Annotated in this window: 12 protein-coding genes and 1 riboswitch; all 12 genes read right to left on the bottom strand. The window is 38.1% G+C overall.

The features are described from left to right. Positions 1–27: 27 nt before the first annotated feature. A riboswitch (purine riboswitch) is annotated at positions 28–130 on the bottom strand. Between the two features lie 95 nt (positions 131–225). Next, on the bottom strand, positions 226–795 hold the full coding sequence (locus DLJ74_RS20005; protein ID WP_054860917.1) for a DUF3267 domain-containing protein: 570 nt from the start codon (positions 793–795) through the stop codon (positions 226–228). Between the two features lie 27 nt (positions 796–822). Further along, positions 823–1,296 (bottom strand): 2-thiouracil desulfurase family protein, encoded by a 474-nt coding sequence (locus tag DLJ74_RS20000; protein WP_109985809.1) that lies wholly within the window; start codon positions 1,294–1,296, stop codon positions 823–825. A gap of 655 nt (positions 1,297–1,951) precedes the next feature. Then, complete coding sequence (locus tag DLJ74_RS19995; RefSeq protein WP_109985808.1) at positions 1,952–3,139, bottom strand: GTP-binding protein; 1,188 nt, start codon at positions 3,137–3,139, stop codon at positions 1,952–1,954. A gap of 161 nt (positions 3,140–3,300) precedes the next feature. Further along, positions 3,301–3,831: a dCTP deaminase gene (dcd, locus tag DLJ74_RS19990; protein WP_109985807.1), complete on the bottom strand. Its 531-nt coding sequence runs from the start codon at positions 3,829–3,831 to the stop codon at positions 3,301–3,303. 16 nt (positions 3,832–3,847) lie between these two features. Continuing rightward, the gene (locus tag DLJ74_RS19985) at positions 3,848–5,038 is read right to left on the bottom strand and encodes a GTP-binding protein (protein WP_109985806.1); all 1,191 of its coding nucleotides are present in this window, start codon (positions 5,036–5,038) and stop codon (positions 3,848–3,850) included. Positions 5,039–5,056: 18 nt separating this feature from the next. Next, entirely contained in the window at positions 5,057–6,730 is a 1,674-nt protein-coding gene (locus DLJ74_RS19980; RefSeq protein ID WP_109985805.1) for a FeoB small GTPase domain-containing protein, read from the bottom strand. After that, entirely contained in the window at positions 6,724–7,836 is a 1,113-nt protein-coding gene (locus DLJ74_RS19975) for an NAD(P)/FAD-dependent oxidoreductase (protein WP_219987243.1), read from the bottom strand. Before DLJ74_RS19975 ends, DLJ74_RS19980 begins: the two co-directional genes overlap by 7 nt. Positions 7,837–7,883: 47 nt before the next feature. Further along, positions 7,884–8,849: a CobW family GTP-binding protein gene (locus DLJ74_RS19970; protein ID WP_054860905.1), complete on the bottom strand. Its 966-nt coding sequence runs from the start codon at positions 8,847–8,849 to the stop codon at positions 7,884–7,886. A 104-nt stretch (positions 8,850–8,953) separates the two neighbouring features. Beyond that, positions 8,954–9,223 carry a 30S ribosomal protein S14 gene (gene rpsN / locus DLJ74_RS19965; RefSeq protein ID WP_054860904.1) on the bottom strand — a complete coding sequence of 90 codons (270 nt, stop codon included), beginning with the start codon at positions 9,221–9,223 and terminating at the stop codon, positions 8,954–8,956. Positions 9,224–9,369: 146 nt separating this feature from the next. Further along, positions 9,370–13,035, bottom strand: coding sequence for a cobaltochelatase subunit CobN (locus tag DLJ74_RS19960; protein WP_109985803.1), 3,666 nt, complete (start codon positions 13,033–13,035; stop codon positions 9,370–9,372). A gap of 48 nt (positions 13,036–13,083) precedes the next feature. Then, on the bottom strand, positions 13,084–14,913 hold the full coding sequence (locus tag DLJ74_RS19955) for a VWA domain-containing protein (RefSeq protein ID WP_109985802.1): 1,830 nt from the start codon (positions 14,911–14,913) through the stop codon (positions 13,084–13,086). Next, positions 14,901–15,821 (bottom strand): magnesium chelatase ATPase subunit I, encoded by a 921-nt coding sequence (locus DLJ74_RS19950; RefSeq protein ID WP_245902401.1) that lies wholly within the window; start codon positions 15,819–15,821, stop codon positions 14,901–14,903. Before DLJ74_RS19950 ends, DLJ74_RS19955 begins: the two co-directional genes overlap by 13 nt. Positions 15,822–15,833 lie beyond the last annotated feature (12 nt).

Genomic DNA, 15,833 nt, shown 5'->3' with positions numbered 1-15,833 from the left:
AGTAGATGAAGTTATTATCCTATTAAATAATAACTTCATCCTCCTCGTAGTCAGAGCATTTAACGGTGCTCTGGTAGAAACTTTTGAGCCATATTCCCAATATTATACGACGGAAGGTAATGATTATTAAATTATAATAAATTCAATTCATATCATACTAGGCTAGCAAAGATTAGTCAATACTAAAACCGAATATTTATAAATATTTTCTGCAGAATGTTCGCTTTATGCTGTTTCCTCATAAATATCTATTCCCACCTCGGTGTCTTCTATATAAATTTTACCTTTTTTACGTGTAAGCAAGTAGCAATAATAAAAATCACCAACACAGCCCGATGTATGACAAGCAAATAATAGATAGAGAAAGGTAGAATCAATACCAAATAAACTGATAATGGAAAGCAGTGCACTAATGATTATAAATGGCATGATAATGATGATAAAAAACGGAATTCTCGGATAGATCGAGCCAGGGCTGGCTGCATACGCCATCCCATTCTTAAAGCCGAATTTCACCTTACTTTCCGGCTTAAATACTTTAAAAAACAAGCCATGGATTAATTCATGTAATACGAGAAGAACGATAAAACTGCAACAGAATAACAGCACCCTTAATACCATGTATAATATAAATAGTAATGTTTTTTCTTCTTTTGGAAATATCTCAAACTCTCCCATAGCATAAATGCCAACAAGCACTAAGCCTAAAAATATTACCAATGCCCAAATATTTAACCAGATAATCAATTTATTATTTGTAAGCAGATTAATTTTTTCTATCACTTTTAGATTCATTGCTTCCTCCTAAATTTGAACTTTGCTCTATTCTAGCCCCTGCAAAGATGACAAGTCAGCAAATTGTTCTTCCGAGAATACTTTTATTCCATTTCTAAGTAATAATGCAGAAGTAACACCCATTCCCTTTTGTTTTTCACCAATGAAATTACCATTATAAATCATGGAGCTGCCACAGGATGGACTGGATTCCTTTAAAACAACAATGGATGCATTTATTTTTCTAGCTTTATTCAGAGTAGCATAAGCACCCTTGATATAAAGTTCCGTAACATCTCTTCCAGATTTCTCGATTACTTTAGCCTTTCCATCAAGTACATCTTCTCCATTACCACCTACAATTTCTGCAGGTTCTCGTGGAGTTGAAAATCCCCCTAGTAATTCTGGACATATTGTAACAGCTTTCTTTTCTTCTACGAGTTTTGCAATTTTACTATTAAAACTGTTTGTACCATTATATCTTACATTTAAGCCTGCTAAGCAGGAACTAACTAATATCATATCTCTATATCCCCTTTAGCATAATTTTTTGACAAACAATGTATTACCTATCATGACCTTACCAAAACTAGAACACACCAGGGGAAGGAGCACTAGATAAAATTCCTCCAGTAACTAGTATTGCTCTAATTTTTATGCCAGCAGTTAATCCTCCCCACTCCGAACATTTTGGAAATAATGACAATCATTATTTGGTTTCATAAATTCCTCGTTTCACTAGCTATAGTAAGTACCTTTTCTCTTTTACTCCATATAAAATCTCTTCAACACAGATTAATTATATCATTTGTAAATGTTCGATTAAATGCTCATAAGCCATTTGATCTCAAACTACATATAAGTTTTATAAAGAAAAAAACCAATAAATATGAGATATTTATTGGTTGCCATGGAGAATATAATGTTTATGCCTAATTTCTTCTCTATTGATTACGGATGATAGATAATCTCTACCCACACATCATTCGCTCTAATTTTACTGAAATGGATATTATGGTTCATATGTTTACATAGATAGTTTTCATCCAAAGTAGATTTTACTGAACCATTAGGTCCAATCAATGCAACGAATTGACGCTTATCTATATGAAAAATTCACAGACTAATTGTCCACTCTTTTTCATATTTAAAAGAACCGTTTTTTACTTCTACAATTTTAATGCCCACTCTCAGTAAATGCTGGCAATGGATCATTAAATTTATCCCAATCCTGTTTCATTTCTTCATCTGTTAGCAAGCATTGATCCAATCCCTTAATGATCTCCTCTTCATCCATATTCATACCGATAAACACTAACTCCGTCATACGATCCCCATATTCCACGTCCCAGCGCTTCACTAACTCAGGTTCCTTATTCAAAACTTCCATTTGTTCTTTTTCAGGATAAGTGGCAACCCACTTTCCTACACCCTGAATAGAGAGGGAGGTACCAGCCTGTGATAATAAACCAGATATCTCATTTCTTGAAGCTAACCAAAAGAATCCTTTGGCTCGTACAATACCTGTCGGCCAATTTTCTAACCAGTTCATCCACCGTTCAGGGTGGAACGGTCTGTCCCTCCGGTAAACAAAGGAGTAGATGCCGTACTCCTCACTTTCAGGTACGTGTTCCTCATTTAGTTCTTTGATCCATCCCGCTCCTTGGCTTGCTTTTTCAAATTCAAACAATCCCGTATTCAGGACAGAATCCAGCGGAATTCTGCCAAAAGTTGTGTCGATAATATGAGCTTCAGGGTTTAATTGCTTCAGAACTGCTATTAATGCTTCTTTATCCAATTTTTTTACTAAATCCACTTTATTTAAAAGGATAACGTTTGCGAATTCTATTTGATCAATTAATAGATCAATTACTTCTCTAGCATCTTCCTCATTTGCTCCTTGATTACGATCAAGTAAGCTTTCTCCTGATCCATAATCCTCCCAAAAACGACTTGCATCGACCACCGTCACCATTGTATCCAATCGACATAGCTGGCCAAGGTTGATTCCAAGCTCCTTATCCTCATAGGAAAAGCTTTGAGCAACAGGAATTGGCTCTGATATCCCTGTCGACTCAATCACAATATAATCGATATTCAGCCTAGAAAGCTTTTCTACCTCTTTTATTAAATCTTCTCTTAATGTACAGCAAATGCATCCGTTCTGTAGTTCGACCAATTTCTCTTCAGCACGTCTGAACCCACCTTGTTTCACCATATCAGCATCTATGTTCACTTCACTCATATCATTCACTATTACAGCTATTTTAAGATCCTCTCTATTGTGTAACAAATGATTTAATAAAGTGGTTTTTCCTGCCCCCAAATAACCACTTAGCACGGTAACTGGTATTTTATTTTTCAATCTCTTTACCTCCTAATCGTTTAGTGTAATGGGTTCAGCTGTTTTCCTATCACCTGCGATATTTATTGAGACTTCCAGGCAAAAGTACCAACATATTTTTCGAAATTTCTCCTATCCAAGAGATCTACCTGTAAAACATGTATTGCTCTGCCTTCTTCGCCTTAATCCAAATATACCCGACTAGCTGTGGCCCCTTCTTGAAATAAATACTTTCCGCTATATCCTTCTGTAGCTTGATCAACATGCGCTATAACCAATTGACAGACCCGCATCCCGACTTTTAATTGAACAGAGACACGATTTGCATTAAATAACTCTAAGGTGATCTGGCCAGAGAAGCCCGGATCGATCCATCCTGCGTTTTGAATAAAAACACCAAGTCTTCCGATAGAACTTCTCCCTTCAACAAAGGCCGTTAAATTGTTAGGCAAGCGAATTTGCTCTAACGTTGTTCCTAATAGAAAGGTTTTAGGTGGAATCGTGATAACTTCTCCATCTGTTACTTGCATTTCATGATAATTTGCCGGTTCGTTGACGGATAAAAAAGGAGTAGACATATCATCCACTACTAAAAAATGCTTTCCTAAACATAGATCAATAGACGCTGGTTGTATATTTAAGTCCTCAAAAGGAGTAATACCCACTTGTTCCTCATATATTAATTGTTTAATCGTTCTTCCTGATAAAATCACCTGTTCTCACCCCTGATTACGAAATTCGCCAATTGTATGGGTTTCTAAATCGTGACCAGTCTTCCGACATCTCTGACTCTGTTAATAGACAATGATCTAGCTCACTAGTTATCTCCTTAACATCTAAGTCCATTCCGATAAATACAAGCTTTGTATGACGATCTCCATATTGAGGATCCCATAAATCTTTGACTTCAGGATTATTCCTTAAAATTTCCTTTTGTTGACCTTTTGATAAGGAAGCTACCCAATAGGCTAACGGTTCAACCGACACTGATGGACCAGCTTGTGATAGCAATAAAGCTAAATCATTATGAGTCGCACACCACATCACACCTTTTACCCGAACAATTTCTTTCGGTAGATCTTGATACCAGCTCACTAATCGTTCCGTGTGAAAAGGAAGTCTGGATGTATAGACGAATGAACCAATGCCGTACTCCTCTGTTTCAGGGGTATGATTTTCTACTCCTGCATTAAGTTCCTTCAACCAGCCTGCCGATTCACTAGCTCTTTCAAAGTCAAACAAACGTGTATTTACTATTTCTTTTGGATCTACCCTACTATGAACTGTACGGATAATTTTCGCTTCAGGCTGTAACTTTCGAATGACTTTCTCTAGCTTCTGTAAATCTACATCTTTAACTAAATCTGTCTTATTCAAAACAAGAACATTACAAAATTCAATTTGGTCAAGTAACAAATCGGCAATATTACGCGTATCTTCCTCACCTACTGCTTGTTGTCTCTCCAGCAAGCTGTCTCCTGAACCAAAATCATGCCAGAAACGATTAGCATCAACAACGGTAACCATCGTATCCAAGCGACAATATTTCGTTAAATCAATCCCCATTTCTTTATCAATATAAGAGAAGGTTTGTGCAACCGGGACAGGCTCACTAATTCCTGATGATTCAATCAAAATATAATCAACATCCCCTTTTTTCACGAGTCGCTCCACTTCTACCAATAAATCTTCTCGTAATGTACAGCAAATACAACCATTAGACATTTCTACTAATTTCTCTTCTGTACGGGAAAAGCCACCTTGCGATTGAACAAGCTCACTATCAATATTGACTTCACTCATGTCATTGACAATCACTGCCACCTTCAATCCTTCTCGATTATGTAAGACATGATTTAATAACGTTGTTTTACCAGCACCTAAATATCCACTTAGTACAGTAACAGGAATCTTTTTCATCTGCTACTCCTCCTTTTTTTATGATAAGAAATATAGTCCTGCAGCAAGAAAAGCTGCACTAACAACACTTGTCAGCATTTGCTTCCACGCAATTGATATAGTATGCTTCCAGCTTAATTCTTTACCGATAGTAAATAATGTAACAAGGCAAGCTGATAGTGTTGATGCCAAGTAAACGAGTATAAATATTTGACTGATCGACATCTCCATTAATAAACTGCCCTGCCCCTCATTTAAGACAAGTAAGCCATCCTTTCTAATAAAAGAAAAAATCAATCCAGGTGCTGCATCTGTCGGTATTGAAAATAGATATAATAATGGCATTGCAAGCCATCTCAAAATCGATAATATCCCTACTATTTCCAGTACAGAGGCAAGCAAACATATCAACAAGAAAATCGGCATAGCTTGGAATAAAAATTGTTTAATAACACCAGAAACCTTCCACCGAAATGCACTCCAATTGATTCCTTGTAGATAAGGCAAGGGAGTGATACGAGTTAGCTCATTCGTAGCATTTTTGTTCCAAATCCTTGTATGAATAGCTCCTACAATAAATAGAAAGAACAAATAAGGAATAAATAAAACCGGAGCATGTGCTGCATTAAAAATAGATAAGGTAGCTCCTATTTGATAACTGCAGGCTGAACCAAAAGCAAGCAAGGAAACACAAGATATTCGGGTACAGCTACTACAGCTTCTACTTTGCATGACTGCGACAACATTACAACCGAACCCAGTGATGACAGGAAGCAAATCTCTTCCTGTTAATCCGATTTTACGGAGCCATGGATCTAAAGCATTCGTTAAGTGTTCTTGTATACCCGTCTCTTCTGTGATAGTCGTGGTTATGCTGATCAAGAAGACAACAGGAAACGCCCAGAGGAAGGAGTACCAGCCTAGGGTAATTAATCCATAATCACCGACCAATATTTTCGCTAAAAAGGCAGGTATCTGCTCCAACCATGCAGTTATCGGTGTAAGTAGATACTGTTCTGTAATCGGCTCTAACCAGCTGACAAATAAATAGGCTACATAAACTGGCAAGGCAAACATTGCTAGAATCATAAGGCAAGCTAATATTGGACCTATTACCCTCAAGCGAAGAATTGGAATCAGTTTATTAACAGGATTAGGTGATGAAGGCAGAAAATGAAGAATACTCGCTGTAACAGCCCAAGTCTTGGCATGTTCGATACATGTGATTACTTTTTCCTGTTCTGCTTGATTCATCCTTCTGGCATTAATCCAGACAACTGGTACTTGTAACAGTTCGTGCACTCTATTTTGTTCAGCATTAGAAGGTAAGTACTTATCCTGATGTGTTGCGACGATAGCTACTTTTTTACCTTTCAAATTCAATTCCTTCTGTAGTAGGGTTAATTCCTCTTTCAGTTCTGTTGCTTTCACAACTAATAGCAGGATTTGTTCTTCTTCTATACGATCTAAAGTAAGCTGTGTACTTTTACTATCCATATCGAATTGAAGTCCTGGCAAGTCTGTTAATCTCAATTTGCTATTTAATTTACATGGTGCAGTTAACGCAGCTATTGTAGAACCTTTTACATTACTTGTCAGCGCTCTTTTTTCGCCAGTCAAATGACGAAACAATCCCGATTTCCCAACAGATTCACAACCTACTAGCAACACATCTATTGGACGAGAAGGCGAAGACTGCACGCACTCTAGCATTGACACCTCTCCCCACACATCGAAAGATCATCAAGATAAAAGTTCTCTCGTTTATACTCCTCTAATATAGATAAGTCTAAGCCTAAATGTTGGCCAATCATTTCCGCTATTACAGCAAAGCGCTGGCGAAACTTGTAAATATAGCAAAAAATATGATCATCGTGACGAAGTTCCGGTCCTGCTAGAAATAAGCCAGTAGTCACTACAGATTCATCTTTATCATTGACAAGTACTTCCCCATGTTTTCCACGTGTCACAAGATTTTCTATCTTGGTTGTACTCCCTGAGAAACCAGTAGCTAATATCGGCTTCACCGCTGTAGAGAAAACTTTTCCTTTATTTGTATAGATGTCATAACCCGAAGCCACTGACTTTATACCTGTGACAGATGTGTTGCCAACCACTGTAAACAAATCAGAGACTAACAAATGACGAATACGACTATATGTGTAAGGTGATAGAGCAACACTAGGATCACTATCATCTATTTCCCAAGTATTCGTTTTAGCTATTAAAGTAGCTCTCTTACCCAAACACCCTAAATGGAATGCCGCATCCATCCCACTTTCATAGCCCCCGATTATAATGAAATCATCCCCTTCCATTTCTCGCCATGATGGAATTAAGCTATTATGCACACCAAGCTCGGCACCAGAAAAAGGATTTAAATTGGGATATTGGTATTGCCCAGCCGCCCAAACAACAAAGCGACTTTGATAAATTCCCTGTGTCGTATCTATCGAAAAAATACCATCGTTTTTATCGATATGATTTACCTGGACTCCTTCTCTAATAGGTAAAGCGAAATGATCTGCAACCACATCAAGGTATTCAGCATACGCTTCACCAGTAGGATGCTCCATATCTAACGTGTAAGCTGGTGAGGTTTTCGGAACAATCGCATTTAAATCCGTCTGACCAAACCCTTGTGCTGGAAAGGAAGGTGTAATGAACCGCATTTCTTTTGGCCACTGGAGAAAAGAAGCTCCTACCTCTTCTTTTTCTAAAATCAAATAAGATGTACATTCCATTTGTTGTAATAAAGCTGCGATACCAATGCCGGAAGGACCAGCACCTACAATAATGACATCATGAATGTTATTCACAGTTACCACCCTTATAAATAATAATAATTACGATTTACATCGCAAAATTAAGCTAAACAATATTGAAATCCCTTTGCTAGCTCTCGATAGTTGAGTTCCTTGCCAATAAATACTATCTCACTTTGTCGTTTTTCGTCGTTCGCCCATGCAACTCCCTCTGTACCTGCAAACAGCATATGTACACCTTGAAAAACAACTCTTTTCTCCAATTGTTTTATATAGAGGACACCTTTATATCGATATAAATGTTCACCTTTAAATTGAACTAAATAGGCAAACCAATGATTCACTTTATCTAGATCAAGCGGACGATCCTCTCGAAAAACAAAGGAAGTGATTTGATCATTATGATGATGGTGATGTGTTTCAACTAATAGATTGGGATCTATGTTTAATATATTATCTAAATCAAAGGATCTCTTCCCTATTAAATCTCGGCTGTCTATATTTGCATAGGTAGTGTATACCTGTTTTGCATGTGGATTCATGTTAATCAGTTGTTGTTCCAGTTCTTTCTTTTCATTTTCTGTGATCAAATCCATTTTATTTAATAGCAGGACATCTGCAAAAGCGATTTGTTGCCCGGGTTCTTCTTCCTTTAAATGTTGCCAGATATGCTTGGCATCAACCATCGTAATCACACTATCTATTTCAAATGCCATTGCTGTTTGTTCATCCATTAGGAAGGTTTGAATAATCGGAGCTGGATTAGCCATACCTGTTGTCTCAATGACAATGCGATCGATGTTTTCTTCTTGCTTTATCAGATTACTTAAGATGTTTATTAAATCACCTCGTACATTACAGCAAATACAACCACTGTTAATTTCGATAATTTCTTCCTTCGTTGACACTACCAAGTGACTGTCAATGGATGTGTCGCCAAATTCATTGATGATGACCGCAATTTTTTGGTCAGACATGCCCTTTAATAAGTGATTAAGCAATGTTGTTTTTCCTGCACCTAAAAAACCAGTTAAAATGGTTACTGGAATCGTTTGTTCTGTTGACAATGGGCTTTCCTCCTCTTGCTATATACGTTTCTGTATATCAAAAATAATACAGGGACAACACTTCGAGATGTCCCTGTTACTTATTTCATTCTCTACATGTGCCATTACCAACTAGATTTTTTCACGCCGGGAATTTGTCCTTTATGTGCATACTCTCTAAAGGCAATGCGTGACATGTTGAATTTTCTCATATAGCCACGTGGTCTTCCAGTAATCTCGCAACGGTTTTTTAAACGAGTTGGTGATGAGTCTCGTGGTAACTTACGAAGAGCTTCATAATCGCCCTTTGCTTTTAACTCTTTTCTTAAGGCAGCATATTGTTCCACCATTTTTTGGCGTTTTTTTGCTTTTGCAATTTTAGATTTTTTAGCCATTTTGACTAACTCCTTTCTATATTTTTTATCTTTTATATCAAAACCTCTATTAAATCGTAATGATTACGCATTGAACATTATATAACAACTTTTTAATAATGTAAATAGTAATGATTACGATTTACTGGATGAAAATAATCTCGTGCTCATTCCATCGAGGCTTCTGTTTCTAAAAAGGCTTCTTTTAGATTTTGCCATTGTTCTTCTGTAGGCTTCCAATAACCGCGCTCTGTCACCTCAACCAAAGTTCCTAATAACTGACGATAGGCATGAGAATTTGCTTGACGAATCCTCTCTTGTAATGTTTCATCTCTTACGTAAGTGTCATGAATATTAGAAAAAACCCAATCCTCCACTTGATTAGTAGTTGCGGCTAATCCTAGTAAATTCTCTGTCTTTTTAGCCATATGTTGTACACCATGATATGGGTGCTTAAGCAATCCTTCTATCCATTTTGGGTTAGTTAAGCGTGTTCTAACCCCACGATTAATAGCATACTTAACACTCTCTGTGTGAGGAGTTATTTGAGTTGTATCTGTTATATAAATATCAACCTTCCTACCTTTAACTTTTTCAATAGATTTGGACAATCCACCAAAAAAATTGTAATAATCATCTAAATCAGTAATTTCGTATTCATGACTTGCACGTAACTGTGATACAACATCAGCTGCTTCCATATTCACATCATATAACGAAGGAAAGCTTTCCCCCCTTCTTACTTTACTATAGACATAGTGACTGTGGTGTTTGTACATCTCACCTAATTCCTCTTCGTTATCCCAATTGCCACCCTCGATCATATGATTAATTCCAGTCCCATACTCACCCGCTCTAGGCCCGAAAATTCGTGAAGTTGCCAAATCAAACGCATCATCTTCTGTATATCCTTCCCTCAACAATGCCTTTTTGATTTTTAAGGTTAAGGATTTGAAGAAATTATTATCTTCCTCTTCATTTGCAAGTGAAATTTTTTGAAACAGGTTGTTCAATTCCTCTATAGCATTCGGAAATAAATCGCGAAAAACGCCGGATATACTAATTGCTACATTTATTCTTGGTCTCCCTAGCTCAGCAAGTGGTATGAGCTCAAAAGTCATATTGGTAGCATCAGAGCGTTTTACTGCTTTTGCTCCAACATATGCGAGAATCTGTCCAATGGTCTCACCTTGGGTTCTGGAGGTTTCAACACCCCAGAGTACGCAGGCCACCGTGTGAGGAATTCGTCCATTTGCTTCATAATATTGTGCTAGTGTTGCTTCTGCTATCTCTTTGCCTCTATTAATGGCAGAAGAGCTAGGTACAGAACGGGGATCAAATTGATAGACGTTAGATCCGGTTGGTAACGATTCTGGATTTCGATATACATCGCCTGCCAATTTGGCTGAAAGATAGCCACCATTTAATGCTCTTATAATAGAAGGAAGCTCCTTATTTCCTCTTGCTTGCAGATAAATATGTTCCCCATATGCTAAAGTATTTGAAGCGGCTTTTACAAGAGAATCTTCCTTGGCATAAGGTATTTCCTTTGATTCTATATATTTTTCTAATAAAATTGCTGCTTCCTTTTCTAAAACTCCCTCTCGATCTTCCAAAGCAGGCTTTAGCTGGACAACTAAGTTTTTCAAACTCATTATGCCTTTGTGTTCTTTTCGCATCGTATATACCGTATGATCTATCGCATCCTCATGACCCAAGCCTTCTCCAATTGTATGTAATCCATATGGGATTAGAGCATATTGCATGCGGTGTAACTCTTGCTCAATCTCCTCGAATTGCTTATTGGAAAATCCACTTTTATTTGCTATAGCTTCTATCTCTTCCAAAATTTTTCCACATCGAAGTGGATCAAGCTGTTCTGCTTCTCGATATTCGTGTAATAAATGTTCTAGTTCTAGATAAACTCCATGCAGCCCACCCTCTCTAAACGGCGGTGCTTGATAGCTACTTACCACGGCATGTGTACGACGTTTAGCAAGCATGGCCTCGGAAGGATTACCAATATAGTAAAGATAGAAATGCGGAAGTGACTGAACTAGCTGATCCGGAAAACATGCTGAAGACATTCCATTTTCTTTCCCAGGTAAATATTCCAATGTGCCATGGGTTCCGATATGAACAATCGCATCTGACCGAAATTCTTTCTCCAGCCATGTATAAAACGCTTGATATTGATGATGTGGAGGAATAGATTGATCATGGTAATTCGTGGACGAATCTCGGTCACTGCCAGTTCTACTAGGCTGTAATCCAATAAAAACATTACCGTTGATAAACCCAGGAATGAAGAAATCCGTTCCATCCGTCATTATTTTCCCTGGATAGTGACCCCAATAGCTGTTGACCTTTTCCTGCTCCCGATACTTGTTTAGATGGAGATTTGCTTTATCGACCGAATATCGCAATCGTTCATCTAAATCCTCATCCACACCCCAACTTGTTTCATTAAACAATTGATATCGTCTGAATTGTATCTCCAGCTCTTCTTTTGACATTGGCTCAACCTGATAACCTTCTTCGGCTAATTTATTTAGTAGGGCAGAAATAGAGCTAAAGGTATCTAGAAAAGATCCACTAAACAAATTTCCTTCTCCAGGTGGGTAATTATAACCTATCAAAGCAAGCCGCTTGTAACGATTTTCGGTCCGACGCAAGCGTAGCCACCGATCGATCCGATGAATAAAATAGTTCACACGATCCTCTATTAAAGCAAGTTCTTTTATCTCAAATTGATATTTTTCATCAAAACCTATAGATTGTATCGCTGCAATAGGATAAGTTTCAATGGCTCCATCCAGCTCAGGTAACACGACGTTCACCATAGCTTCTACAGAATAGAGGCTCTTTGCTTCTTCCCATTCTGTTAATGTCGTTCGTGTTAGGAAAAAGGGATGAATCATCGGAACATTTAGTTTCTCCAACCACTCTGCGACATCTGCTCTACCTTCTCCTTTGGGTCCTGTTCCTAAACGAAAACCAATAAAATTAACAATTAATTCTATTTTATCTGTCATCTCCGTGAATATACGATCCAATTCTTCTACATCCAGCTTCATAATACTTGAAAAGCCGATCGGAATAACGGTGGCAAAAGGTTTTAAGCGCTCTTTAAGTTCTCTTATCATGTCTACTGTCTTTATTCTAGCTTGTGAAGCAAGATAAAAGAAGACTATTTTAGGTTTAAATGGATCCTCTCCACACTCATGCAAGAATAAATCGACACTGTCATAGTAAATATTGTTTTCGGGATCAATGATACCTGTTTTATCATGATAACTTGGGGCTTTTGCTAAAGGAACTCCTGTTTCTCCATAGAGATTTGCTACAAAATAGATTAATTCTTGCCAATTTGGGATACTAGAGGCATGCCAGTAGCGTTTAATCTGCTCATAATCTTCTAGTGCTTGCTTCCTTAGTTTTTGTTGATCCACATCATCGTTATTCTTATCAGATATTGCTAATTGTCCAGATCTAGGTTCTAGCTGTATGTCGCTTCCATCTAGTGGACCAAAACGGATGAATTCTTCCCACTTTGCCCCATTAATCATCAATGACAGTTGATCACATTCGTATGCTTTACAAATATCCACCATTCGCTCCATCACTTCATTGTCAGCACCATGTGGATCATAAATGAATATATTCGCTGAGCTACATGCATGTTCGAATCGGCTCCACTGCTCTGCATGCAACGATTCCTCCATTGAAAATAAAGAAAGTTTTATATTCGGATAAGTTTTTAGTACTCCCGTATGTGCTTTTCTAGCTTCATTAAGTGTTCCAGATGAAGAAGTTGCAAAAATGATATGCATATATACGTATACGCTCCCTTCTCTAAAATTGGAATAGACAAATCAATCCTACCGTTTATTTTGAACTACTTCTGTAATATACTTTTCCGTCAAGATATCTAGTGAGATATATTCGCCATGCAAAGCATTTGCTAGTTCTTCCGCTAAGCCAAATCTATTCCTTCCACTCTGTGTATCAATGACGGACACGGGAATATGTTCATTAGCAATACTTCTTGCTATACGATAGGCCTCATTTCTCGCTTGTGCTGCCGTACCACCTGGAAGGACTGTTTCATTAGCGTTTCCATCCGTGACAATAACTACGTAAGGTACTGATTGCTTATTCAGCCGTTTTTCCTTTACACATATCCTTAATGCCTGCTGTAACCCGGCTGCTAACGGTGTTTTTCCACCTGTAGCAATTTCCTCAAGTCTTTTCTTTGCTTCTGAAAAATTATTCGTAAAAGGTAATATTTCAACTGCTTCCGTTTTTCTAAACGTAACGAGACCAATTCGATCTCTTTTTTGGTACGCTTGACGCAATAGCTCCATAATCGCACCTTTTACTACTTTCATCCGCTGTTTCACTGCAATGGAACGGCTAGCATCAACTAAGAAAAGGATGGTAAAACCCTCACGTTTGCTCTTCCATTTAAAACGCATGTCTTCCTTTTCAATTGCCCATTTCATCCCCTGTCTAGGAGTACGAACTTTCATAAACGGAGCTGCGGCTACCAAGGTATGATGAAGAGAAAGTGATTCTGATTGCCTACTGATTATTCGAATTGTCCGACCATTCCCTCCTACAGACCTGGACTCTTGATGCTTACCATTTAAATTGTACGGATTCCTTTTATTTTTCGTAAAGAGTAACTCAGCCTGAACGTTAAGTGATGCAATCATCCGCTCTACTTCCTCATCCATCCCGTCAGAGTCTACTTGTTCATTAGGAAATGACTCTTTTGACGGATGCTTATCCGTTCTAGCATGACTTTCTTTATCACTATCCACTGTTTTTGTTTCTTCATCAGCAGTTTGGTTATTTCTTTCCTGCAGGTCAGCTGTGAAACGCTCTTCATCAGTGGTTGAAGATGAATCTTCAGAGGTTGGAGATTCTTGATGCTCCCCCATTCGATGGGACACGACATATTCAGCAGCCTCTTCTATATGTCTCTGCTCTATGCTTTCACAGAAGTCTAAAGCTGCTAATGCACGGGCAGTTTCCACTAAATCGATATCTGCCTCTTGGTTTTTACATCCTGAACGTATTACTATTTCGATTGCTAGACGTAGCATCCTTTCGGGAACTCGAACATGAGGTAATCGGTGTTTTGCTTCTTGTATAACCCCCTTACTATATTCCCCTGTTCCTTCACCCAAAAATTTGCTAATTCTGCTACGATCAGATAGTTCAAAAACGGGAGACATTCGCACACATAGCCTTGCATGTTTTAAGTTTGATCTATCTTGCTCCTCTTGATGAAGACAATAAAACCATTTTGCTAAAAGAGGATAAGTAGAAAGTCTAGAATTCTTATAAACTTGTAACTCTTTGTTCTTTAACAATTGCACAAGCATTGTTTGACTACTCTTCCTCATCAGAGCAAATTGATCCGATACAACGATTTTTGCTTGATAGAGAAGACTTTGGGACAAGGAATCTATTTCGTTTTTTGAAAGCAATGTAATCTCTCTTTCTCCTAATAACCTTTCAGCAGTTACATTTGCCGGGATTGTCACTTTTTTTTCATCTGAAAAATAATCAAGGATGGCTTCTAATACAGTCGTTTTCCCTGTTCCTATGTTTCCGACAATACAGACACGATCTAATGATGGATGGACAAGCGCTGCAGCAATTCCACGCTTCGCCTTCATTTGTCCAATTATACGATCCATTTGTTCTCTACGATCTTTTTATTAAGTACCATGGTAAGCTTCTCACTAGAGGTAGCTTGTAAAGGATCTTGCAATAACCGGTGTGGTAAGGCTAGTTCTGCTGCTTCATAAATGTCTTGTGCTTGCACCTCTGTACGTTGTTTCCAGGCTGCTATCGTTCGTGCTGTATTGATAACCGTTATATCTGCGCGGTGACTCTCGATCCCTAGTTCAATAGATAAATCTGCTACCACACTGATAAGATCATCATTTACTTCTACTGAGGATAGAAGCAGCTGGGCACTTTGTATCTGTTGCCGTAATATTCTCTGCTCCTGCTCATACCCTTTCTCAAACTGAACTTGATCATGTTCAAACGCCATTCGACGCCTAACAACTTCCATTCGTTCTTCTACTTGTTTCTCGCTTTCGACATCCACACACAAACCGAAACGATCTAGTAGCTGCGGGCGAAGTGTCCCCTCTTCGGGATTCATCGTTCCTACTAATACAAAGCGAGAAGGATGTTCATAGGAAATTCCTTCTCTTTCAATACGATTGATCCCCATTGCAGCTGTATCTAAAAGGATATCTACTAGATGATCTTCTAATAGATTCACTTCATCAACATAAAGGATATTGCTATTAGCTTTGGCCAGGATTCCTGGTTCTAGCTTCTTTTCACCTGTTTTTAGTACATGTTCCATATCTAGTGTCCCTACTACACTATCTTCTGTAGCACTCACGGGGAGATTGACAACCTTTGAATTCGTTAATACATCGGCTAATGCTCGAACAGCAGTAGACTTCGCTGTTCCTTTTTCTCCTTGGATTAACACCCCTCCAATCTTAGGGTTTATTCCATTCAATATCAGTGCTTTTTTCATGTTATCTTGCCCGACAATTGCTGTAAAAGGATAATTATTCACATTTAACCCTCT

Origin of the sequence: Gracilibacillus dipsosauri, assembly GCF_003176895.1 — a bacterium.
GTDB classification, from domain to species: domain Bacteria; phylum Bacillota; class Bacilli; order Bacillales; family Amphibacillaceae; genus Gracilibacillus; species Gracilibacillus dipsosauri.
Note: the sequence above shows the minus strand (reverse complement) of the source record. Positions and strands in the feature narration are given on the sequence as shown.